The organism is Hymenobacter sp. (genome assembly GCF_031398885.1).
Lineage (GTDB): Bacteria > Bacteroidota > Bacteroidia > Cytophagales > Hymenobacteraceae > Hymenobacter.
Map to the genome: position 1 here is coordinate 1 of NZ_JANNOD010000082.1, position 21,615 is coordinate 21,615.

The 21,615-nt window shown below is 62.7% G+C and carries 20 protein-coding genes and 1 tRNA gene; 11 read left to right on the forward strand and 10 right to left on the reverse strand.

Going from position 1 to position 21,615, the window contains the following annotated elements:
• The first annotated feature begins 282 nt into the window (after window positions 1–282).
• The 3 genes from RMO51_RS15735 to RMO51_RS15745 all read left to right on the forward strand — a co-directional run bounded on the left by RMO51_RS15735 (window position 283) and on the right by RMO51_RS15745 (window position 2,904).
• Complete coding sequence (locus RMO51_RS15735) at window positions 283–951, forward strand: sugar transferase (protein ID WP_310396203.1); 669 nt, start codon at window positions 283–285, stop codon at window positions 949–951.
• 7 nt (window positions 952–958) lie between these two features.
• A complete protein-coding gene (locus RMO51_RS15740; RefSeq protein WP_310396204.1) occupies window positions 959–1,642 on the forward strand; it encodes an acetyltransferase in 684 nt (227 codons plus the stop codon).
• A 98-nt stretch (window positions 1,643–1,740) separates the two neighbouring features.
• Entirely contained in the window at window positions 1,741–2,904 is a 1,164-nt protein-coding gene (locus tag RMO51_RS15745) for a DegT/DnrJ/EryC1/StrS family aminotransferase (RefSeq protein WP_310396207.1), read from the forward strand.
• A gap of 39 nt (window positions 2,905–2,943) precedes the next feature.
• Here the strand turns inward: RMO51_RS15745 and RMO51_RS15750 are convergent, their stop codons facing one another.
• Together RMO51_RS15750 and RMO51_RS15755 are read right to left on the reverse strand one after the other, a co-directional pair.
• Complete coding sequence (locus RMO51_RS15750; RefSeq protein WP_310396210.1) at window positions 2,944–3,345, reverse strand: PIN domain-containing protein; 402 nt, start codon at window positions 3,343–3,345, stop codon at window positions 2,944–2,946.
• On the reverse strand, window positions 3,335–3,589 hold the full coding sequence (locus tag RMO51_RS15755; RefSeq protein WP_310396212.1) for a DUF2673 domain-containing protein: 255 nt from the start codon (window positions 3,587–3,589) through the stop codon (window positions 3,335–3,337). Before RMO51_RS15755 ends, RMO51_RS15750 begins: the two co-directional genes overlap by 11 nt.
• A 297-nt stretch (window positions 3,590–3,886) precedes the next feature.
• Here RMO51_RS15755 and RMO51_RS15760 point away from each other — a divergent pair, with 297 nt between their 5' ends.
• Together RMO51_RS15760 and RMO51_RS15765 are read left to right on the forward strand one after the other, a co-directional pair.
• On the forward strand, window positions 3,887–4,465 hold the full coding sequence (locus RMO51_RS15760) for a hypothetical protein (protein WP_310396214.1): 579 nt from the start codon (window positions 3,887–3,889) through the stop codon (window positions 4,463–4,465).
• Between the two features lie 113 nt (window positions 4,466–4,578).
• Window positions 4,579–6,366 (forward strand): glycoside hydrolase family 15 protein, encoded by a 1,788-nt coding sequence (locus RMO51_RS15765; RefSeq protein WP_310396215.1) that lies wholly within the window; start codon window positions 4,579–4,581, stop codon window positions 6,364–6,366.
• 239 nt (window positions 6,367–6,605) lie between these two features.
• Here the strand turns inward: RMO51_RS15765 and RMO51_RS15770 are convergent, their stop codons facing one another.
• From RMO51_RS15770 to atpD, 5 genes are all read right to left on the reverse strand, one after another.
• A complete protein-coding gene (locus RMO51_RS15770; protein ID WP_310396216.1) occupies window positions 6,606–8,786 on the reverse strand; it encodes a bifunctional alpha,alpha-trehalose-phosphate synthase (UDP-forming)/trehalose-phosphatase in 2,181 nt (726 codons plus the stop codon).
• A gap of 109 nt (window positions 8,787–8,895) precedes the next feature.
• Window positions 8,896–9,579 carry a membrane-associated protein gene (locus RMO51_RS15775; RefSeq protein WP_310396217.1) on the reverse strand — a complete coding sequence of 228 codons (684 nt, stop codon included), beginning with the start codon at window positions 9,577–9,579 and terminating at the stop codon, window positions 8,896–8,898.
• A gap of 236 nt (window positions 9,580–9,815) precedes the next feature.
• A complete protein-coding gene (locus RMO51_RS15780) occupies window positions 9,816–10,937 on the reverse strand; it encodes an aminotransferase class I/II-fold pyridoxal phosphate-dependent enzyme (protein WP_310396219.1) in 1,122 nt (373 codons plus the stop codon).
• Window positions 10,938–11,003: 66 nt separating this feature from the next.
• Complete coding sequence (atpC, locus tag RMO51_RS15785; RefSeq protein WP_310396220.1) at window positions 11,004–11,249, reverse strand: ATP synthase F1 subunit epsilon; 246 nt, start codon at window positions 11,247–11,249, stop codon at window positions 11,004–11,006.
• Between the two features lie 90 nt (window positions 11,250–11,339).
• The gene (gene atpD / locus RMO51_RS15790) at window positions 11,340–12,845 is read right to left on the reverse strand and encodes a F0F1 ATP synthase subunit beta (RefSeq protein WP_310396222.1); all 1,506 of its coding nucleotides are present in this window, start codon (window positions 12,843–12,845) and stop codon (window positions 11,340–11,342) included.
• A gap of 277 nt (window positions 12,846–13,122) precedes the next feature.
• On the opposite strand from atpD, the gene RMO51_RS15795 reads away from it, so the two are divergent.
• The 5 genes from RMO51_RS15795 (at window position 13,123) to RMO51_RS15815 (ending at window position 16,902) form a co-directional block, all read left to right on the forward strand.
• Window positions 13,123–13,195 (forward strand) — tRNA-Gln (locus tag RMO51_RS15795).
• A 205-nt stretch (window positions 13,196–13,400) separates the two neighbouring features.
• Window positions 13,401–14,327 (forward strand): ribose-phosphate pyrophosphokinase, encoded by a 927-nt coding sequence (locus tag RMO51_RS15800; RefSeq protein ID WP_310396224.1) that lies wholly within the window; start codon window positions 13,401–13,403, stop codon window positions 14,325–14,327.
• A 386-nt stretch (window positions 14,328–14,713) separates the two neighbouring features.
• Entirely contained in the window at window positions 14,714–15,286 is a 573-nt protein-coding gene (locus RMO51_RS15805; protein WP_310396226.1) for a 50S ribosomal protein L25/general stress protein Ctc, read from the forward strand.
• A gap of 177 nt (window positions 15,287–15,463) precedes the next feature.
• Window positions 15,464–16,030, forward strand: coding sequence for an aminoacyl-tRNA hydrolase (pth, locus tag RMO51_RS15810; protein WP_310396227.1), 567 nt, complete (start codon window positions 15,464–15,466; stop codon window positions 16,028–16,030).
• Window positions 16,031–16,491: 461 nt separating this feature from the next.
• Window positions 16,492–16,902 carry a BLUF domain-containing protein gene (locus RMO51_RS15815; protein WP_310396228.1) on the forward strand — a complete coding sequence of 137 codons (411 nt, stop codon included), beginning with the start codon at window positions 16,492–16,494 and terminating at the stop codon, window positions 16,900–16,902.
• 288 nt (window positions 16,903–17,190) lie between these two features.
• On the opposite strand, the gene metG is transcribed toward RMO51_RS15815, so the two are convergent.
• The gene (metG, locus tag RMO51_RS15820) at window positions 17,191–19,233 is read right to left on the reverse strand and encodes a methionine--tRNA ligase (protein WP_310396230.1); all 2,043 of its coding nucleotides are present in this window, start codon (window positions 19,231–19,233) and stop codon (window positions 17,191–17,193) included.
• Window positions 19,234–19,466: 233 nt separating this feature from the next.
• Between metG and RMO51_RS15825 the strand changes: the two genes are divergently transcribed.
• On the forward strand, window positions 19,467–20,219 hold the full coding sequence (locus tag RMO51_RS15825; protein WP_310396231.1) for a hypothetical protein: 753 nt from the start codon (window positions 19,467–19,469) through the stop codon (window positions 20,217–20,219).
• Between the two features lie 106 nt (window positions 20,220–20,325).
• Here the strand turns inward: RMO51_RS15825 and RMO51_RS15830 are convergent, their stop codons facing one another.
• Window positions 20,326–20,682, reverse strand: a complete 357-nt coding sequence (locus tag RMO51_RS15830; RefSeq protein WP_310396233.1) for a hypothetical protein — start codon at window positions 20,680–20,682, stop codon at window positions 20,326–20,328.
• A gap of 79 nt (window positions 20,683–20,761) precedes the next feature.
• Complete coding sequence (locus RMO51_RS15835) at window positions 20,762–21,553, reverse strand: DUF3050 domain-containing protein (RefSeq protein ID WP_310396234.1); 792 nt, start codon at window positions 21,551–21,553, stop codon at window positions 20,762–20,764.
• Window positions 21,554–21,615 lie beyond the last annotated feature (62 nt).

Genomic DNA, 21,615 nt, shown 5'->3' on the forward strand with positions numbered 1-21,615 from the left:
CGGAACCCGGTAGATCAGCGTTCGTCCTGACTTCTCCAACTCGATCCGCTTGCGTTCGTTCAGGGCCGTCTCACGACGGTGCAGGGCGAGACGCTTCAGGTTGAACCGGATGCGCAACCTCACCCCCGGCCCCTCTCCCCAGGAGAGGGGAGCCTGACAGACCAACACACAAACTTGAAAAGTGCTCTAACAATGAAGAATTTAAGTGGCGGGATGATTCAACTCCTTCTGCCTTGCCGGTTCGCAAAACTACCACCCAAGCCGAGTCGGCTACTTTTGTGTATGCCCGCGGCCATTCCTCATTCTTCATTCCTCATTCCTCATTCCTTCTACCCCCGGTTCGGCAAGCGGCTTTTCGACGTGATGCTGGCCGGGCCGCTGCTGCTGCTGGCCCTGCCGCTGCTGGCGGGTGCGGCGGCCCTGGCGGCGAGCCAGAACTACGGGCGCTGGCTGTTCCGCCAGCGGCGGCCGGGCTGGCGCGGGCGCCTGTTCACGCTCTACAAGCTGCAAACCATGACCGACGCGCGCGACGCCCAGGGCCAATTGCTGCCCGACGCCCAGCGCCTGCCGGCCGTGGGCCGCTGGTTGCGGGCCACTTCGCTCGACGAGCTGCCCCAGCTCTGGAACGTGCTGCGCGGCGACCTCAGCCTGGTGGGTCCGCGCCCGCTGCTGCCCGAGTACCTGTCCTTGTACTCACCGGCTCAGGCCCGGCGCCACGCCGTGCGCCCCGGCCTCACCGGCTGGGCCCAGGTGAACGGCCGCAATGCGCTGGCCTGGGAAGAAAAATTTGCCCACGACGTGTGGTACGTCGAGAATGTGTCGTGGGCGCTGGACCTGACCATCTTGTGGCGCACGGCCGGCCAGGTGCTGCGCGGCCGCGGCGTGACCGCGCCGGGCCAGGCCACCACCACGCCGTTTCGGGGCAGCCCCCCGCCCCCGGTTTCCTCGTAGCTTCTTCATGACCAAGTTATTTTCTTCAGGATACGAAGTGGCCGAACCCGCTCCACCGCTGGTAATTTTCGGCGCCGGTGGCCTGGGCCGCGAGGTGCTGCTGCTGCTGCACCAGCTCAACGAAACCCGCCCCACCTGGGACGTGCGCGGCTTCTACGACGACCGCGCCCCCGCCGCCGCCCCCGTGGCCGGCCTCCCCTACCTGGGCACCAGCGCCGACCTCAACGCCGCCCCCGGGCCGCTGGCCGTAGCCGTGGCCGTGGGCAACCCCGCCAACCGGGCCGCGGTGGTGGCCCGGCTCACGGCGCCGCACCTCACGTTCCCAGTGCTGGTCCACCCGCGGGTGGACCTGGCCCCGCACCAGCGCGTCACGCTCGGCCCGGGCTGCATCGTGCAGCAGGGCTGCGTGCTGACCTGCGACATTACGCTGGGCCGCTTCGTGCTGCTCAACCTGGGCTGCACCGTGGGCCACGACGCCGTACTGGGCGACTTCTGCTCCCTGATGCCGCACGCCAACGTCAGCGGCGGGGCCCGGCTGGCGGCCGGCGTGTACCTGGGCACCAACGCCACCCTTATCCAGGGCGTGAGCATCGGAGCCAACACCATCGTCGGGGCCGGCGCCGTGGCCGTCCGCGACCTGCCCGCCAACGTCACCGCCGTGGGCGTACCCGCGAGGATAATTAAGAATTAAGAATTAAGAATTAACAGTCGGACGCGGTAGACGCGATGGACGACAGAAATATTCATTTTTAATTATTAATTGTTAATTATTAATTCTTAATTATCCACATGCGTAGCCAGGACCACGACCGTCTTTTCCTCTCCCCGCCCCACCTCGGCCGGCACGAGCTGAACTACGTGCACAAGGCCATTGAGGACAACTGGGTGGCGCCGGCCGGGCCCAATCTGGCGGGCTTCGAGGCCGACATTTGCGCGGCGGTGGGCGTGCCCTACTGCGTGGCGCTCAGTTCGGGCACGGCGGCCATTCACCTGGGGCTGCTGGTGTTGGGTGTGGGGCCCGGCGACGAAGTGCTGTGCCCCTCGTTCACGTTCGTGGCCACGGCCAACCCCATCCTGTACCTGGGGGCCACGCCGGTGTTTGTCGACAGCGAGCCCGACACCTGGAACATGTGCCCCCGGCGCCTGCGCGAGGCCCTGGATGACCGCATTGCCCGGGGCAAAAAGCCCAAAGCCCTGCTGCTGGTGCACCTTTATGGGATGCCCGCCAAGCTGCCCGAGTTGCTGGCCCTGGCCGCCGAATACGACCTGCCGGTGCTCGAAGACGCGGCTGAGGCCCTGGGCGCCAGCTGGCAGCTGCAGCCGCTGGGGGGCTTTGGGCGGGTGGGCGTGTTTTCGTTTAATGGCAACAAAATCCTGACCACCGGCGGCGGCGGCGCCCTCGTCACCTACGACCGCGCCCTGGCCGAGCGGGTGCGCTTCCTGGCCACCCAGGCCAAGGACGATGCCCCCCACTACCAGCACTCCGAAGTGGGCTACAACTACCGGCTGAGCAACATCCTGGCCGGCATTGGCCGCGGCCAGATGGAGCTGCTGCCCGACCGCGTGAAGCGCCGCCGCGAGATATTCGACTGGTACCGCCGGCACCTCGCCGACCTGCCGGGCCTCACGGTGGCCCTGGCCCCGGAGCCGGCCGGCAGCCACGCCAACCGCTGGCTCACCACCATCCTGCTCAACCCCGCCGACCCGGAAGACGCCGGTGCAACCGCCGCCACGCCCGAAACGTTGCGCCGGCACCTCGAAACCCGCAACGTCGAGAGCCGCCCGCTTTGGAAGCCGCTGCACCTCCAGCCGCTGTTCGCCGCCGCGCCCACGTACGGCGGCGCAGTGTGCGCCGACTTGTTTGCCCGGGGCCTGTGCCTGCCCAGCGGCACGGCCATGACCGACGCCGACCTGCGCCGCGTGGCCGAGGCGTTGCGCGAGGCGCTGGGGTGAGTGATGGTCTACTCCGTCAGCCCGGCCCGTGCGCCAATCCTATAGCTCTTTGACCAAGATGAGCCCCAACGGCAGCAAATGGTCGAAATCGTGGTCGGCCGTGTGCAAGGGCATGTCTAGGTCGAGCGCCGTGGCTGCAATCCAAAGGTCGTTTTTACCCATGTTGCGGGCCGTGAGACCAGTCGGCAACGGCTGGCCGATGAGCTTGCCCTGGCTGTAGGCATCCACGTGGGCGTACAAGTTGGTTAAGTCTTCAATGATGGCCACCACGGGGTATTGTCCGAACAAGTATTCCAAAAAAGCCACGCGCTGATAACCCCAGTTGCTTTTCAACACGAATGCCCTCAACTCGCCCACAACGACGACGGGTAGAACGGCACGGGCGGGCAAGAGCTGCTTCCGCCGAATGTGCGCGATAACCGCATTCGTGTCAAAGACCATGAGCAGCGGCTTCGCGCTCTTGGCGCAGTACTTCGTCCATAGTTTCGTTTTCCTCGTCCGTAAAGCCTAGGTCGGGTATTTCCAATGGTTCTTTCCGGGCGACCGCATCCAGGAAACGCTCAACTCCCCAACGCTTGATGTCGGCGGGGGAATAGACGTTGACCCGGCTTGGCCGCATGGCGGGAATGGCGTCGGACTGAGTGTCAATGGACATGATGTGGCCTTGAGTGGTGAAAAGCAGCAACCTGACAACTCCTTTGCCTAGGTCAGTGGTTCATCGAAGATACTGCGTTGCCACCTCGACGGCCACGGTGTCACAATCTGTTCATTGTTAAGCTTGCTCCATTTACCGACTACTGCCTCGGTCTGTGCCAGATACGGGGGCAACGTGCGCCGACCTGCGCCGCGCGATTGGGGCCGTGCTAGAACGCCCGAGCTAACGACAACTAGTTGGACCTGGCGCCATTCTTGCCCCTGCGCGCCGGCCGCAGACCATTTGGGCCTGCTTTGCCGTTATAGGCTCGTTCCTCTTTTATTCGCCATGAATTCCACTCCTCGTTTTTTCGCCGCCCTGCTGCTGGCCTTACCCCTGGCCGCCGCGGCTCAAACCACGCCCGCCGCCCGCCCGGCCGCGCCTAACCCCCGCCAGGTTACCGAAGTCACCGAAGACCTGGACCCGGCCACGGGCAAGGTGGTCCGGCGCACCACCCGCACCTACGTGCCCGCCGACACGCCCGCCACGGCCGGCAGCCCGGCGCCCGCCCGGACGGTGCCGGCCCGGACGGTGCCCGCGCCGGCCGCCGTGGCCGACGGCCGCGCCACCGATGCCCAGGTCACGGCTTTCCTGCGCCGCAAGACGGCCGTGGCTACCCTCAGCGCGCCGGCCTTGCTCAATGTGTACGCCGCCTTTCTGGAGCGGGTGAATGCCGACCGCCACGGCTGGCGGGCCGCCGACTGGGCCACCGCTGCCAACGTGCTCAGCGCCCTCAACGCCCGCTACGAGCAGCTTCGCACCTCTTTTTCGTTCGAAGACAAGCTCACCATCCGGTCGCAGCAGGCCGAGTTCCAAACGCTGCGCACCGCCCGGCAACTCTCCGACCAGGTGTCGGATAAGCTGTAGGAAACCACGCGTTGTGGTAACCCCGGCCGGCGGGACGCGGTATTAGCGGGTGGGGCCGCCAGGGGGCGGCCCACTCATGCGGCCGCAATGCCGACCGCGTAGCCCCACTTTTGATGACGAAACACACCTATGACCTGGGCCTGATTGGCAACTGCGCCTTTCTGGGCCTGATTGGCACCGACACGGCCGTGCGCTGGCTCTGCTGGCCGCGCTTTGATAGCAGCTTCGTGTTCGGCAGCTTGTTGGATGAGCAGAAGGGCGGCGAGTTCAGCGTGCGGCCGGCCGGCGGGGCCTCGTTTACTTCGAACCAGTACTACGGGCCCAACACCAACGTGCTGCACACGGAAATCACCACGGCCGACGGGCGCTACCGCGTCACGGATTTCGCGCCCCGCTTCGCGCAGTACGAGCGGTACTACAAGCCGCTGATGCTCATTCGGAAGCTGGAGCCGCTGGCCGGCACGCCCCGCGTGCGGGTAACCTGCCGGCCCGTGGGCCAGTACGGCGAGCTGGCGCTGACGCGCCGCCGCAGCTCCAACCACATTGCCTTTCTGGGCCTGGAAGAGGAAATTCGCCTCACCACCAACATTCCCCTGACCTACGTGCTGGACGAGGAGGATTTCGTGCTGAACGAGCCCCGCTACCTGGTGCTCACCTACGGCGCGCCGCTGGAAGCCCCGCTGGAAAGCACCGCCGAGCAGTTTTTGCGCGGCACCACCGCCTACTGGCAGCAGTGGGTGAAGAGCACCAGCATCGGCACCTTCCACCAGGGTGCGGTGATTCGCTCGGCGCTGGCCCTCAAGATGCACCAGTACGAGGACACCGGGGCCATCATCGCGGCCAGCACCACCAGCCTGCCCGAGGCCCCCGGCAGCACCCGCAACTGGGACTACCGCTTCTGCTGGATGCGCGACACCTACTACATCCTCACGGCCTTCGACAACATCGGCCACTTCGAAGAGATGGAGCGCTACTTTCTGTTCATCGCCAACATCACCGGCAAGGTGCAGGACAAGTACCAGCCGCTCTACAGCATCGGCGGCCGGGCCGACCTGGTGGAAACCGAGCTGCCGCTGGCCGGCTACCTGGGCAACCAGCCCGTGCGCATCGGCAACGACGCCTACACCCACATCCAGAACGACGTGTACGGCCAGGTGCTGGTGGCGCTGCTGCCGCTCTACGTCGACGCCCGCTTCGTGAACCCCACCCAGCTGCCGCCCGAGAAGCTGGCCGCCGAAGCCCTGCATTACATGGAAACCACCCTCGACCAGCCCGACGCCGGCCTCTGGGAATTCCGCCACATCGCGCAGCGCCACTGCTACACCTTTCTCTTCCACTGGGCCGGCGGCCACGCCGCCCGCCAGGTGGCCCGCACCCTGGGCAACGCCGCCATGGAAGCCCGCGCCACCCGCCTGATTGAGGCCGCCAGCGCCCGCATCGAGCATTGTTACGACGCCGAGCGCGGCGTGTACACCAATGCCATCGGCTCCGCCAACCTCGACGCCAGCACCCTCCAGCTCATCCTCATGGGCTACCTCGACCCGGCTTCGGAGCGGGCCCGCCGGCACCTGGCGGAGCTGGAAAAAGAGCTGCGAACCCCCGAGGGCCTGTTCTACCGCTACCGCCACCCCGACGATTTCGGCACGCCCGAAACCACGTTTCTCATCTGCTCCTTCTGGTACGTGGAAGCGCTGGCCTGCGTAGGCCGCCTCGACGACGCCGCCCGCGAGTTCGAGAAGCTGCTGGCCTACACCAACCACCTGGGCCTGCTCTCTGAGGACGTGGACGCCCGCACGGGCTCGCAGTGGGGCAACTTCCCGCAGGCCTACAGCCACGTGGGCCTGGTGAACGCCGCCTACCGCATCGCCCAGCGGCTGGACAAGCCGCATTTCGTGGGGTGAGACGCTGCGCTTAATGAGCAGTGAGCAGTGAGCAGTGAGCAGTGAGCAGTGCGCAGTGCGCAAAAAGACCGTCATGCTGAGCGTAGCCGAAGCATCTCGCGTGTAGTAGTAACTCAATCGTGCAGCGAAGCGGGCGAGATGCTTCGGCAAGCTCAGCATGACGGTCTTTTTGCGCACTGCTCACTGCTCACTGCTCACTGCTCATTCCTCATTCCTCATTCTCAATTAAGCGCAGCGTCTCACCCCAGCAGCTTGCGCAGCAGCTCGCGCACCTCGGTGGGCGAGGCCACGTGGAACCGCGCCGACGAATGCGCGGCTGACCCCACGCGCACGGTGAAGGCCTCCGGGGGCAAGGCCCGGAAGGTGTCCTCGTCGGTGCGGTCGTCGCCCAGGGCCAGGGTGAAGGCGGGGTTGTATTGGCTGAACCAGCGGGCCGCGGCCGTGCCCTTGTTGACGCCGGCATTTTTGATTTCCAGCACCTTGTTGCCCTCCAGCACTTGCAGGTCGGTGTTGGAGGTCATGAACGTGAGGTGGTTGAGCAGCTCGCGCGAGCGCACCACCCCCAGCTCGTCGTCGGCGCGGCGGTAGTGCCAGGCCAGGGAATATTCCTTCTCCTCAATGAACGAGCCGGCCGTGCGGGCCACGTACAGCTCCAGCACCGGGCGCAGTTCGCGCTTCCAGTCGTTGCGCAGGGGCTGAAACAGGCTCCATTCTTCCCCGGCCGCCCGCAGCCACACCCCGTGCTCGGCAATAAAGTCGACGGGCAGGTGGCCCAGCCAGTTTTCCAGGGTGGCCCGGTCGCGCCCGCTGATGATGACCACCCGGTTCCGAGCATCGTCGGCGAGGGCGCGCAGCAGCAGCAGCAGCTCCCGGTCGGGCTGGGCGCGCTGCGGGTTGGGGTGGAAGGGCACCAGCGTGCCGTCGTAGTCGAGCAGCAGCAGGCGCTGTTCGGCGGCGTGGTAGGCCTGCAGGAGCTGGTCGGTGGGGGCCGGGGCCAGGGTTTCGGTGGCCAGGGTTTGCTGTTTCATCTTCGTGTAGGCCAGCTGGTTCAGAAAAAGCCGGGTCCAGGAAAACACGTTGTAGCGCTGCACGAGGACCTGCATGGCGGCCATGCGCTGCACCTGCTCTTCCTCGGGCATCACGAGGGCCTCGTGCATGGTTTCGGCCAGTTGGTTGATGTCGGTGGGGTTGATGATGAGGGCGTCGGACAGCTCGCGGGCGGCCCCGGCCCGCTCGCTCAGGATGAGCACGCCGCGCTGGTCGGTGCTGCTGGCGATGTACTCTTTGGCCACCAGGTTCATGCCGTCGCGCATGGGCGTCACGAGGGCCACTTCCGCAATGCGGTAGAGCGAGGCCAGCTCTTCCAGCGGCAGGGAGCGGTAAAAGTAGAGGATGGGGTTCCAGCCGACGGTGCAGTACGCGGCGTTGATGCGGCCCACCAGCTCGTCAATCTCCTCCTTCAGCGCCGCATACTGGGCCACCTGGTCCCGCGAGGGCACCACCAGCATAATCAGGCTCACCTGCTCGCGCCATTCGGGGTAGCGCTGCAGCAGCACTTCGAAGGCCCGGATGCGTTGGGCAATGCCCTTGGTGTAGTCGAGCCGGTCGATGGACAGGATGACCCGGGTGTCGCGCAGGGCCGCGCGGTACACGGCCTCGTGCTGGCGGGCCGCCGCCGAGTTGGCCGCCTCAGCGTAGCGCTCGTAGTCAATGCCCATGGGAAAAGCGTCGACGCGCACGGCGCGCTGCCCCACCTCAATCTGGCCGTTTTGGGCCGAATAACCCAGCAGCTGCGACACGGCGCTGAGGAAGTGCCGCAGGTAGCCAAACGTGTGGAAGCCGATGAGGTCGGCCCCCAGCATGCCGGCCAGCAGCTGGTTGCGCCAGGGCAGCACCCGGAGCAGCTCGTACGACGGAAACGGGATGTGCAGGAAAAAGCCGATGGTGGCATCGGGCCGGGCGCGGCGCAGCAGCTCGGGCAGCAGCAGCAGCTGGTAGTCGTGCACCCAGATGATGTCTTCGGGGCCCGACTGCGCCAGCACAACCTGGCAGAACTTCTCGTTCACGGCCACGTAGGCGTCCCAGTGGGCCTGCTCGTAGGTGGCAAATTGGGTGAAGTAGTGAAAGGTGGGCCAGAGCGTGGAGTTGCTGAAGCCCTCGTAGAAATCCCGGATTTCGGCTTCCGTCAGAAACACCGGGGCCATGCTCTCGGCGTGGAGCTGTTCGGTCACGTACTGTTCCTCGGCCGCGTCGGTCACGTACAGTCCCGGCCAGCCCACCCACACGTTGCCCGCCTGGCGGTAGATGGAGCCCAGCCCGGTGGCGAGGCCGCCTTCGCTGGGCTGAAAGGTCAGGAGGTTTTCTTCGGAACGCAGAACTTTGGTGGGGAGGCGGTTGGAGACGATTATCGTGCGGGGCATGAATGAAAAAGCGGATGGTCAACCCTTGAGCTTACGGTTTCAGACCAGATTCCGCCGATATTTCCTGCCCACGCCACCCGCATCAGAAGCTGAGTTGCCGACCGCCGGCCTACGCCAACTCGGCCGCGGCCGGCGCCACCGTCGCGCTTGCGGGCGGGGCCGGCTGCCGAAACACCTTGCGCAGCAGCAGGTGCGTGGGCAGGTAGCACACCACGAACAGCGTGGCCATCCAGCCCAGCAGGTACACCGGGCCCGGCAGCCAGGTCTGGGCCTTGGCGTCGTCGAACCCAAACACGTAGTTGATGTTGACCGGAATCTTGGGGTCGGCCATCACCGTGCCGGCGGGCGGCAGGAAGAAGTAGGCCCCCAGGCACAGGGCCCAGCCCAGGCCCGTCCAGGCCCCCAGGGCGCGGCGGTCGTAGCCCAGGCGCTTCACCAAAAAGACCAGCAGAAACGGCAGCCAGCCGTGGAAGAACGAGAGCCCGCGCAGAAACAGCGAGCGGTTGGGGTCGAACATGTACGCCGTCAGGCCCACCAGGTGCACTCCCACCAGCTCACCCAGAAAATCGAGGCACCACAGCGCCTGCGGCAGCAAAATGCCCACGGCCGCCATCGAGGCCGGCAGCGCCCGCTCCGTCCAGAGGCTGATAAAGCACAGCAGCAGGGCAATGTCGCAGAAATACAAGAAGTTGGTGGGGCCGTAATTCTGGTAGTACACCGGCACCATCACGGCCAGAAAAGCCGTGAGTAAGAGTTTGAGCGCAAGCGGTAGTCGGGGCGAAGCGGGGGCCATGGGTGGGTGATGAGTTGGAGTAAAAGTATTGACGCCACAAGCTAGCACCATTATCGGTCAGCTAACCGCTGCGAAATACGTCAACCGCCGCCCAAGGCCCCGCCAGTAAAACGCGACTTCGGGATTTCGCCGGCCGTTCTTCCAGCACCGTAGACCACAATCCATCAAACACTTAATTGCTGCCCGGCGGACTTTTCAGATTACCCAAACCAGCCATTGCGCCGAAAGCACGGCCGCTAGTCCAGCGCCTGCGCCAGGTCGGCCAGCAATTCCTCCACTGGTTCGATGCCCACGCTCAGCCGCACCAGCCCCACGGTGATGCCCAGCTCCGTGCGCTGCGCATCCGTCAGGGCGCGGTGCGAAGTGGAGAGCGGGTGCGAGCAGGAGGAGTCGACGCCCGCCAGCGAGGGCGCAAACGGGAACCGCTGGCTGCGCCGCATAAAGGAATTGACCACGGCCGGGTCGTCGGGCAGCCGAAACGAGAGCATCCCACCGAACCGGCCGCCGCCCTGCGTCATCGCCAGTGCGTGCTGCGAATGCGTGGGCAGGCCGGGGTAGTACACCGCTGCCACAACCGGATGTTCTTCCAAAAACTCCGCCACCGCCCACGCATTTTCGCTGTGCGCGGCCACCCGCAGGCGCAGCGTTTTGAGGCCCCGCACGCTCAGCCAGCTTTCCATGGGGCTCAGCGTGAGGCCAAACACGGTACCGATTTGGCACAGCCGGGCCGCGTCTTCGGCCGTGCGGGCCACCACGGCGCCGGCCGTCACGTCGGAGTGCCCGGCCAAATACTTGGTCACGCTGTGCAGCATGAGGTCGGCCCCGTACGCCAGCGGCCGGGTCAGCACTGGCGTGGCGAAAGTGTTGTCCACCACCAGCCTTAGCCCGTGGCGGTGGCACTCGACGGCAGCCGCGCGCAAGTCCACCACGCGCAGCAGCGGGTTGCTCATCGTCTCGCAGAGCAGCAGCCGGGTGGTGGGCCGCAGGTGGGCGCTCAGGTCGTCCAGCTCCTCGAACGGCACGTAGCTCACCGCGATGCCCAGCCGCGAGAGCTCCAGGTTCAGCAGCGCCGCCGAGCCGCCGTAGATGTCGGCCGCGCACAGCACGTGGTCGCCGGCCTGGCAATACGTCAGCAGCGCCGCGAAGATAGCCGCCATGCCCGAGCCCGTGGCCAGGGCCCCGGCCCCGCCCTCCCAGCGGTTCACGGCGTCGGCCAGCTCGTCGCTGTTGGGGTTGCCGTTGCGCGAGTACAGGTAGCGGCTGCCCGGCTCGTCGAAGTACTGCTGCACCGCGTCCAGGTCTTCAAACTTGAAGACCGAAGTTTGGTAGATAGGCGTGATTTTGGGGCGGATGTTCATGCGGTCTGGAAAGCAGAAAAGCCTTCCCGGTCACAGAAAGGCTTTTCAATGGTTCAGGTAACCAGCTTAGGCCACGGCGCCCTCGGCCAGCACAATCACGTTGTTGCGCAGCACTTCCACCACGCCGCCCTCGATGCGAATGGCTTCGCGCCCGGCCGCGCCCGTCACCGTCACGTCGCCGGCCTTGAGGGCGGCAATAAGCGGGGCGTGGTTGTTCAGCACTTCAAACGAGCCGTCGGCTCCCGGAAACTGGGCCGACGTCACTTCGCCTTCGAAAACCTTGCGGTCGGGGGTGATGATTTCTAGGTGCATGTTTAACAGTGGTTAGTGGTTAATTACGTTCAGTTGCTTTCGTGTAAAATAACATTAATCACTAACCATTGACCACTAACCACTAAATAATTACTTGGCTTCGGCAATCAGCTTCTCGCCTTTCACCACCGCGTCCTCGATGGTGCCCACCAGGTTGAACGCCGCTTCCGGCAGGTGGTCGTGCTTGCCGTCGATGATTTCGTTGAAGCCGCGGATGGTGTCCTTGATGTCCACGAGCACGCCTTGCAGGCCGGTGAACTGCTGGGCCACGAAAAAGGGCTGCGACAGGAAGCGCTGCACCCGGCGGGCGCGGTTCACGACTTGCTTATCCTCCTCGGAGAGTTCGTCCATGCCCAGAATGGCGATGATGTCCTGCAATTCCTTGTAGCGCTGGAGGATTTCCTTCACGCGCTGGGCGGTGTTGTAGTGCTCGTCGCCAATCACGTCGGCCGAGAGAATGCGCGAGGTCGAATCCAGCGGGTCCACGGCAGGGTAGATGCCCAGCTCGGAGATTTTGCGGCTCAGTACCGTGGTGGCGTCCAAGTGGGCAAACGTCGTCGACGGCGCTGGGTCGGTCAAGTCGTCGGCCGGCACGTACACGGCCTGCACCGAGGTAATGGAGCCGCGCTTGGTGGAGGTGATGCGCTCCTGCATGGCCCCCATTTCGGTGGCCAGCGTGGGCTGGTAACCCACAGCCGAGGGCATCCGGCCCAGCAGAGCCGACACTTCTGAACCCGCCTGCGTGAAACGGAAGATGTTGTCGATAAAGAACAGGATGTCGCGGCCGGCCCCGGTGCCATCGCCGTCGCGGAAGTTCTCGGCCACGGTCAGGCCCGAGAGGGCCACGCGGGCGCGGGCTCCGGGGGGTTCGTTCATCTGGCCAAAAACCAAAGTCGCCTGCGACTCCAGCAGCGCGGTTTCGTCGACCTTGCTCAGGTCCCAGCCGCCGGCCTCCATCGAGTGCTTGAACTCCTCGCCGTACTTGATGATGTCCGACTCGATGAATTCGCGCAGCAAGTCGTTGCCCTCGCGGGTCCGCTCGCCCACGCCGGCAAACACCGACAGACCGGCGTAGGCCTTGGCAATGTTGTTCACCAGCTCCATGATGAGCACGGTCTTACCCACGCCGGCCCCGCCGAACAAGCCAATCTTACCGCCCTTTACATAAGGAGCGAGCAAGTCAATTACTTTGATGCCGGTGTAAAGAATTTCCGACGACGTGGCCAGGTCCTCGAAAGGCGGGGCTTGGCGGTGAATCGGCAGCGGGCCGTCGGACTTCGGCTGGGGAATGCCGTCGATGGCCTGGCCAATCACATTGAACAAGCGGCCTTTGATGGCGTCGCCGGTCGGCATCGACATCGGGGCGCCCAGGTCGCGCACTTCGGCGCCGCGGGTCAGGCCTTCGGTCGAGTCCATGGCAATGGTCCGCACCCGGTCCTCGCCCAGGTGCTGCTGGCACTCCAGCACCACCACCTGGCCGTTGTCTTTCGTGACTTCGAGCGCGTCGAGGATGTTGGGCAGCTTCGTGTTTTCACCCGCGAAGCTCACGTCCACGACGGGGCCGATGACCTGGGTGATTTTGCCGGTATTCGCCATTGCGATGTATTATGGGTTGAAGTTGTTGCGGTTTCAGGCCGCAAAATTACGGCAGAAGCACGGCTTTTCCAACCTCTTCCGACGCAATGCCCGCCGCCCAGTTGGCGGGCCCCACCGGGAGTATTACGGCATGAAAATCAGGCGTCAGCGAACCAGATACTGCTTCCAGCCGCTGTGGCGCCTCCCTTTCCCCGGAAAAATTTTCCACAAACTCTTGCCTCGAATTTTTCCGGTAGTACATTTGCAGTCCCAAACGGCGCGTAGCCCGCCGGGAAACTGTCCGATGGTGTAACTGGCAACACGCTTGATTTTGATTCAAGAAAGTCCAGGTTCGAGCCCTGGTCGGACAACGACAAAGCTCGACTAAATGAAAAGGCGCTGGCTGCTCCCGTTTTTCGGAGTAGTCGGCGCCTTTCGCGTTTGTGCGTAGCGCGTAGCCTTTGCTGCGCCTCGTTGAACGTCAGTACCCGTGCGACGAAACGCAGCAAAGGCAGCGTGCCACACCCTAAAAGCGCAGCAGCGGCTGCGCGCCACCTCATCTCAGCACCTTCCCCAATGAAACAGGTCAAAATCTTCGCCGGCAGCGCTTCGCGTGAGCTGGCCGGCAAAATCGCCGACGCTTACGGCACCACCCTCGGTGAGCTCACCCTCCAGCGTTTCGCCGACACCGAGATGGGCCCGAGCTTCGACGAGAGCGTGCGGGGCTGCGAGGTGTTCTTGGTCCAAAGCACCTGCCCGCCCGCCGAAAACCTCATGGAGCTGATGCTGATGGTGGACGCCGCTAAGCGCGCCTCGGCCCACAAAGTAGTCATCGTGATGCCGTACATGGGCTACGCCCGGCAAGACCGCAAGGACAAGCCCCGCGTGAGCATCGGCGCCAAAGTCGTGGCCAACATCATCCAGAGCGTGGGCACCGACCGTCTGATGACCTGCGACCTGCACGCCGGCCAAATCCAGGGCTTCTTCGACATTCCCGTCGACCACCTCGACGGCGCCACCGTGCTGGCCCCCTACATCAAGTCGCTGAACCTGGAAAACCTGATTTTTGCCTCGCCCGACGTGGGCGGCGTGGTGCGCACCCGCGCCTTCGCCAAGAAGTTTGGGGCCGAAATTGTGGTCTGCGACAAAATGCGTCTGCGGGCCAACGAAATTGCCTCCATGCAGGTCATCGGCGACGTGAAGGGCATGAACGTGGTGTTTGTGGATGACATGGTGGACACCGCCGGTACCATCTGCAAAGCCGCCGAGCTGGTGATGGAGCGCGGCGCCCTGTCGGTGCGCGCCGTGGTCACGCACCCGCTGCTCAGCGGCCCGGCCCACGACCGCATTCGCGCCTCGGCCCTCACCGAGCTGATTACGACCGACACCATCCCGCAGCGGCAGGCCAACGAGAAAATTCGCGTCATTTCGCTGGCGCCGCTCTTTGCCCAGGCCATTCGCAACGTGGTGACGCACGAGAGCATCAGCTCGCTGTTCGTGTAAACATTTGTCGTTGCCAGGATGAAAGACGAAGCCCGAGCAGTTTCATAAACCTCGCATTGGTCGTGGTGAGGTTAATTCAGCCGCGCCGTAGACACGGTGCATTCAAACTGCTGTGGTCCTTCTTCTCGCAGCCATCAGCCATCATTCAGCCACCGAGACAAACGCAATAGAGAAACCCGACTTATTTCAGAGCCGAGGCTTCTCACAACCCAGGGGGCAGTCATTGTGGAAGGACAAATTGGCTGCGTTGACCTTTGGTTGCTGCGCTCCGCTCGCAATGACAATGGTTGGCTTTTAATTTTCAGACTATTCCGCTACCTTTGCGGCCCGTTTGGCTCCAGCGCTGGAGCCAAACGGGCCATTTTTTATCTTCAAAAACCACTTTTATGAAAAGCCTCGAGATTGTAGGGTTTAAAAGAGCGAATCTCGGTAAAACGGACGCCAAGGCATTGCGCCTCGACGCCCAAGTACCGTGCGTGTTGTATGGCGGCCAGGACACCGTGCACTTCTCCGTGCCCGCCATCCTGTTCCGCGAATTGTTGTACACGCCGGAAGCCCACATCGTGGACCTGAACGTGGAAGGCACCCTGTACCGCGCCATCGTGCAGGACGCCCAGTTTCACCCCGTGAACGAAATGCTCCTGCACGTCGACTTCCTGGAGTTGCAGGACGGCAAAGAAGTAAAGATGGACATCCCCGTGAAGTACATTGGCGTGTCGCCGGGCGTCCTGGCCGGTGGCAAGCTGGCCAGCAAGCTGCGCAAGGTGAAAGTGCGCGCCACCATGGAAAACCTTCCCGACTACGTGGAGGTCGACATCAGCACCATGGAGCTCGGCAAGTCCATTAAAGTAGGTGCGGTGAAGCCCACCAACTACACCATCCTCACCAGTTCGGAGGCGCCCATTGCCACCATCACCATCCCGCGTGCGCTGAAAGGCGAACTCGCCGCCGGTAAGTAACTGCCGGAACCGCGGATTAGTCGAATTAACCGGATTTCGTGGACGACATTGTGTAATTAGCATCTCAAAAAGCCGTTCCAGAGTTGGAACGGCTTTTTTGTGTGCTACGGGTACGTTTCCTCTTTTTTCATCTACAAGTCTGATTAATTCGACTAATCCGATAAATCCGCGGTCCCGATGAAGTTTTTGATACTCTGCCTGGGCAACATTGGCCCCGAATACGCCGCCACCCGGCACAACATCGGCTTCATGGTGGGCGATTACCTGGCGGCCAAGTTTGGGGCGCCGCGCTTCGAAATCAGCCGCCACGCCTTCGTGACTGAATTCAAGCACAAGGGCCACACCTACGCGCTGGTGAAGCCCACCACGTACATGAACCTGAGCGGCAAGGCCGCAGCGCACTGGCTGGCCACGCTCAAGATTCCGGTGGAGAACCTGCTGGCGGTAACCGACGACCTCGCCCTGCCCTTCGGCAAGTTGCGCCTGAAAGGGCAAGGCTCGGCCGGCGGCCACAACGGCCTCAAAGACATCCAGGCCACGCTGGGCACGGACGTGTACGCGCGGCTGCGGTTTGGCGTGGACGCAAATTTTCCCAAGGGCCGGCAGGTGGATTACGTACTCAACCCTTTTTCTGCCGATGAATTAATCGAGCTGCCGACGCGCATTGAGCGAGCCGCCGAATCGGTTCTGGCGTTTGGCGCGTTGGGGCTGGAACGGGCAATGAACGTGGTGAACGTGAAATAGCTCAATGAGCAGGTCCAGCGCGAACCCCGTGTGCGGAGTTTATCGCCTCGGGGAATACCAACGCGGCGGCTAGAACTTCGCGCACAGCGCCCGCCCAACCGCGGGATATCCGTCGGAAGTAACGAGGAAAGCCCACAGACTCCGTTTCCGAGCGGCGCCACAGCTTCCAGGATGGACCGACTCCAACGAGCAAATACCCCCCTTTGCACTGGCCCACAACCTCGTCGAGCGCTTGCAGTCTTTGCGTAACCTGCCTCCGCCCAACACTCATTTCCGCCCGACAGTCCACGAACCCAACCACTGTGACTAGTGGTAAGGCTCAAGTCTTTACGGGTTTATTTAACGACTAAACATTTGATTATTAATATTTTATTGCTAACTTGAGAAAAGCTAGGCTCCCGGTTTATCGGTCAGCCACGCGCTGCTCGAAGCCACGCTGTCATAAGCTGTAGCCTGTCGCCATGGGCCTGTACCACCTCATCTACCAAAGCCAATCACTGGTTCCCTTTTCACGGCCGGAACTGTTGGCCCTGCTGCGCCAGTGCTGGACCTACAACCGGCTCCACCACGTTACCGGGGTGCTACTGTATACCCCCGACGGCCGGTTCTTGCAGGTGCTGGAAGGCGAGGAAAGCGTGGTGACCCACCTGTACTACGACCGCATCGTCGCCGACCCGCGCCACCACCAGGGCGAGGTGCTCGGCGAGGGCCCTTGCCAGCAACGCAGCTTTGCCAGATGGACAATGGGCTTTCGGACCGCTCAGGCCCACGACCTGCGCGAGTTGCTGGCCGACCGTCCCTCCACGCGCCCGGAGCTGCTGGAAATGCTGCTGGAATTTGCAGCTCCCGGCCAGCGGAAAGACTACCTATAGGGCGGCTGGCCCCGGCAATGCCGGCGATTTAAAGTCGTTCCATGAGGAGCTGCTTGCACGAGGCAAGAGAGAAGTAGAGACCCAACACGTCGCGTCTTCTTATTCAACAACTCTCGAACGGCGCGCTCAACAAGAAGCAAAATGTTGCGTTTTTACGCCGTTCTGACGCTTCAGTAATTACCGTCGCTTTTGAGCTAAAGCCGGCCCTACTTCGCACGAAGAAGGCCGCTGGTGCTCCGGCAATAACGGCCAGGCCCCAGGCCCTGACTCATTGCGATTGTCTTGGCCTTACGCCACGCTGCTGCCGTTGCGCACGGGCACGCTGGGCTGCATTAGCGCCAAACTACCGTCGGCGTTTTCGGCCAGCAGCAGCATGCCCTGGCTTTTGATTCCTTTTATTTCGCGGGGCGCCAGGTTGAGCAGCACCTGAACTTGCTGGCCAATCAGCGCTTCGGGAATGAAATGCTCGGCAATGCCGCTCACGATGGTGCGCTGCTCCAGGCCCAGGTCCACGGTGAGCTTGAGAAGTTTTTTAGTCTTGGCGACTTTCTCGGCGGCGACTACGGTGCCGATGCGCAAATCCATCTGGCCAAAATCATCGAATGAAATATCGGCCTTGCCCGGCGCTACGGGCGTGCTGGCGAGTTGATTTTCTTTTTTGGTGTCGAATAGTTTTTGCACCTGCGTTTCTACCGTGGCGTCTTCTATTTTGGCAAAAAGCAGGGTGGGCTCGCGCAATTGGTGGCCGGCGGGCAGCGCATCGGCACGGCCCGCACTGGCCCAATCACCCAATTCCGAATTAAGCATGGTGGCGAGTTTTTGGGCGGACTCGGGCAAAAAGGGTTCCAGCACGGGAGCCAATGCGGCCGCAATTTGCAAGGCCACGTGCAGCGCCGTGCCCGTGCGCGCCGCGTCGGTTTTAATGAGGTGCCAGGGTTGGGTTTCGGCCAGGTATTTATTTCCCAAACGCGCCAAATTCAATACTTCGGCCAGCGCATCGCGGAATCGATAGTTTTCAATCAACTCCCCAATCCTGCCCGGAAATTCGGCTAATTGAGCGAAAGCGTCTTCATCGATGGAAGTCAATTCGCCCAGAGCCGGCACCTTGCCTTCGAAGAACTTGTGCGTGAGCACGGCGGCACGGTTCACAAAATTGCCGAGCGTGGCCACCAGCTCGTTGTTGTTGCGCGCCTGAAAATCTTTCCAGGTGAAGTCGTTGTCCTTAGTTTCGGGCGCGTTGGCGCACAGCACGTAGCGCAGCACGTCGGCCTGGCCAGGAAAGTCCCGCAAGTATTCGTGCAGCCACACCGCCCAGTTGCGCGAAGTGCTGATTTTGTCGCCTTCCAGATTCAGAAATTCATTCGCCGGCACGTTGTCCGGCAGGATAAATTCGCCGTGCGCCTTCAGCATCACGGGGAAAATAATGCAGTGAAAAACAATGTTGTCCTTGCCGATGAAATGCACCAGCTTGGAACCAGCGTCTTTCCAATACAGCTCCCACTCGTCGGGAAAAGCCTCTTTGGTGGCCGAGATGTAACCAATGGGCGCGTCGAACCACACGTAGAGCACTTTGCCTTCGGCGCCGAGCACCGGCACGGGCACGCCCCAGTCCAGGTCGCGCGTCACGGCGCGGGGGTGCAGGCCCTGGTCAATCCAGGATTTACACTGGCCGTACACGTTGGTTTTCCAGTCGTTTTTATGGCCCTCAATTATCCACTCGCGCAGCCAGGGCTCGTATTGGTCCAGGGGCAAAAACCAGTGCTTGGTGTCGCGCAGCACCGGCTGCGCGCCGCTGAGCATGCTGCGCGGATTAATTAATTCGGTCGGACTCAACGAGGTGCCGCAGCGTTCGCACTGGTCACCGTACGCGTTGTCGTTCCCGCAATTGGGACAGGTGCCCACGATGTAGCGGTCCGCCAAAAATTGCTGGGCTTGCTCGTCAAAATATTGCTGGGTGGTTTGCTCGATAAACTGCCCGGCATCGTTCAACTTAGTGAAAAAGCTGCTGGAAACTTCGGCATGCGTGGCCGAAGAAGTCCGCGAGTACACGTCGAACGACACGCTAAAGTCCCGGAACGAATCGCGAATCAACGCGTGGTATTTATCCACAACCTGCTGGGGCGTAATGCCTTCCTTTTGGGCGCGAATGGTAATGGGCACGCCGTGCTCGTCGGAGCCGCAAATAAATTTAACGTCGCGTCCCGCCGAGCGCAGGTACCGCACGTAAATGTCGGCCGGCAAGTAAACGCCGGCCAGGTGACCAATATGAACCGGACCGTTTGCGTAAGGCAAGGCGGCGGTAACTGTGTAGCGCTTAGGAATGAACGACATGAAAAACCAAGAAATTAAACAGCTGTCAAGTTGTGGTAACCGGTGAAAATCCGAAGCAATTACTACCCACTTCAAAAAACGTGAAGCAAAAAGTGCTGAATTAAATCAACAAATAAATCAATTACTCCGTTTGACAATTAATTTATTTTATATTTGAGTGACGTCAATTACGATTGGCTTGTAAAATCAGCCTACTATTTTTCCTTTTTCACCTTCATTAACCATTTTTTCAGATGAAAAAACCTACTTCTCCGGCCCCGACAGAAAAACGCGCAAAACGCACTCCGGAAGAGAAAACAGTTCGCAAAACGGCCAAGAGCGCCAGCCGCGCGGCATCCGACTTAACCGACGACCGCGCCACTAAAAAGGCCAGTCAGAAGAAGTCGCTCAAGTCCGCGGCCAAGCAATTGCAAAAGGAACTGAACAGCCGCATGAACGAAGTGGTGGCCCGCATCCGCAAAGAAACGAAGGCCAAGCTGAAGGAAGTGGTAAAAGAAGCCACGCGGCGCCTCGACGGCGACACGGAGCGCATGTTCGAGCAGGCCCTTCATACCATCGTGCGGCACTACGACGCGGTGGCGGGCAGCTCCGACGGCACGGCGAACGGCAGTCCCAGCAGCAACGGCACCGGCAAAGCTGCGCGCAACGGCCGCAAGAAAAGCCAAACCCTGAACAAGGACGGCAGCCCTCGCAAGGCCCGCGCCGCCCAGGCCAGCGCCGCCGCCGCCGAGGCACCGGCCGCAACCGGCCCGGCCGCCAAAACCCGCGGCCGCAAGCCCGGGGCAAAGGCTGCCACCGGCGCGCGCCGGGGCCCCAAGCCCGCACAGGCAGCATCCGCGCCCCTCGAAGGCCGGCACGGCCCCAAACCGCCAACGGCGGGCGCCCGCCGGGGGCCCAAGCCCCGTACGCCGGCCGCCCCCGCGCCCGAAACCAGCGACGTACTAAATTCCGCCGACAGCGCCAGCACCGGCGAGGTTAGCGCTTAGTTTTCGGCACCCGGGCGCAGTGCCCACCACGCAAAAGCCCGTCTCCAAATTATTGGGGACGGGCTTTTGGCGTACTAACAAGTTCTTTATTTTCCTTCGGCTAAGGCTAAGGCCGGCGCACGGTATCCGCGGCCGAGCCGTAATTGAGGCGTTGCAGCCGGGTTTCGGGCGTGGTATTGTTGGGGTCGTTGGTGTTGGTATTTTCGATGCGCTTCTGCCGATTGATGTCCGCGGCTTGTTCGCCGAGGCGCACGCGGTTGGGGGTGGCATCGGGCACGGCGGAGTTGGTGCCATTGCTGTTGTAGATGGCGCGCCGGTCGGCGTCGGTGCGCACTTCGCTGGGCACTACCGCCGCCGGGGCAGCCCTTTCGCCCGTTTGCTCGGCGGCAGTGCAGGCGGGCAGCAGCAGCATGGCGCCGATGAACTGCCTCAGGCGGGTGGTGAAAAAACAAAGATTCAGCATGGCCAACGCGCGTTTGAAGGGCGCGGCCAAGTTTGGCCGCGCCCTTCAAACGCGGGCCGGGCGGCGATGGTTGGCCGGGCTACGCAGGCATGGGGTAGGGCTTACCGGGTTTGATGCCCTCCCAGAGCCCGATGCGTGCTTCAAGGCACTGAACGGTCGCCAGCTGGCACTCCATCCAGCGTTCGGGGTCGTCGCCGCACAGTTCGCGCACCATCCGCTGCGCCAGCGGCGCGTGCACTTCCTCATCGAGCTGAATGTGGCGGTCGAGGTAGTAAGTAAACGTATCGAGCTGGCCCGGAAACCGGTCGCGCAGCTCGCCCACCAACTGCCGGAACATGGCCGGGATGAGGTCTTCGCGGCCAAAGGTGAAGGCGGCCGCTACGGTGTGCGGCTTGCCCGACTGGATGATGCCAAACGTGGTTGTGACGAATTGGCGCACCGACTCCGGGGCTTGGGCTGCTTCCAGGGCCTGCGCTACGGGGCGCCCGGCAGCCACGGCGGCCACCAGCCGCCGAATGGGCGCGGTATTGGCCCCGCATTCTTCCATGGCCCGCACGTAGAGCTCGAAATGACTAATGGGGCGGCTCTGCTGGTCGACGTCAGATTCTTCTTCCAGCACAATCTCATTGATGAGGCGCCGCGCGGCCGGGTTGGCCGTGGGCACCCAAGGCACCTGCACGCAGGTCAGGTCGCGCTGCAAGGTTTTGAGCAGTGACATGAAGTCCCACACGGCAAACACGTGGTGCTCCATGAAGCGCCGCAGGTCGGGCAGCGTTTGGAGGCGGTGATACAAGCCGTGATTCAGCAGCAGGTGGCGGGTGGGCGCTACTTCTTGTTGCAGGTATTCGATGGGGTCAGTGAAGTAAGGCATGACGTAAGTTTTTATCTGATTATAATTATTTAAATAAGGCGCCTTCTCGTGCTTCATCACAC

Bases quoted from the DNA above. Each gene is read 5' to 3' on its own strand.
- RMO51_RS15735 (WP_310396203.1), top strand. From the start codon at position 283: ATGCCCGCGGCCATTCCTCATTCTTCATTCCTCATTCCTCATTCCTTC.
- RMO51_RS15740 (WP_310396204.1), top strand. From the start codon at position 959: ATGACCAAGTTATTTTCTTCAGGATACGAAGTGGCCGAACCCGCTCCA.
- RMO51_RS15745 (WP_310396207.1), top strand. From the start codon at position 1,741: ATGCGTAGCCAGGACCACGACCGTCTTTTCCTCTCCCCGCCCCACCTC.
- RMO51_RS15750 (WP_310396210.1), bottom strand. From the start codon at position 3,345: ATGGTCTTTGACACGAATGCGGTTATCGCGCACATTCGGCGGAAGCAG.
- RMO51_RS15760 (WP_310396214.1), top strand. From the start codon at position 3,887: ATGAATTCCACTCCTCGTTTTTTCGCCGCCCTGCTGCTGGCCTTACCC.
- RMO51_RS15765 (WP_310396215.1), top strand. From the start codon at position 4,579: ATGACGAAACACACCTATGACCTGGGCCTGATTGGCAACTGCGCCTTT.
- RMO51_RS15770 (WP_310396216.1), bottom strand. From the start codon at position 8,786: ATGCCCCGCACGATAATCGTCTCCAACCGCCTCCCCACCAAAGTTCTG.
- RMO51_RS15775 (WP_310396217.1), bottom strand. From the start codon at position 9,579: ATGGCCCCCGCTTCGCCCCGACTACCGCTTGCGCTCAAACTCTTACTC.
- RMO51_RS15780 (WP_310396219.1), bottom strand. From the start codon at position 10,937: ATGAACATCCGCCCCAAAATCACGCCTATCTACCAAACTTCGGTCTTC.
- atpC (WP_310396220.1), bottom strand. From the start codon at position 11,249: ATGCACCTAGAAATCATCACCCCCGACCGCAAGGTTTTCGAAGGCGAA.
- atpD (WP_310396222.1), bottom strand. From the start codon at position 12,845: ATGGCGAATACCGGCAAAATCACCCAGGTCATCGGCCCCGTCGTGGAC.
- RMO51_RS15800 (WP_310396224.1), top strand. From the start codon at position 13,401: ATGAAACAGGTCAAAATCTTCGCCGGCAGCGCTTCGCGTGAGCTGGCC.
- RMO51_RS15805 (WP_310396226.1), top strand. From the start codon at position 14,714: ATGAAAAGCCTCGAGATTGTAGGGTTTAAAAGAGCGAATCTCGGTAAA.
- pth (WP_310396227.1), top strand. From the start codon at position 15,464: ATGAAGTTTTTGATACTCTGCCTGGGCAACATTGGCCCCGAATACGCC.
- RMO51_RS15815 (WP_310396228.1), top strand. From the start codon at position 16,492: ATGGGCCTGTACCACCTCATCTACCAAAGCCAATCACTGGTTCCCTTT.
- metG (WP_310396230.1), bottom strand. From the start codon at position 19,233: ATGTCGTTCATTCCTAAGCGCTACACAGTTACCGCCGCCTTGCCTTAC.
- RMO51_RS15825 (WP_310396231.1), top strand. From the start codon at position 19,467: ATGAAAAAACCTACTTCTCCGGCCCCGACAGAAAAACGCGCAAAACGC.
- RMO51_RS15830 (WP_310396233.1), bottom strand. From the start codon at position 20,682: ATGCTGAATCTTTGTTTTTTCACCACCCGCCTGAGGCAGTTCATCGGC.
- RMO51_RS15835 (WP_310396234.1), bottom strand. From the start codon at position 21,553: ATGCCTTACTTCACTGACCCCATCGAATACCTGCAACAAGAAGTAGCG.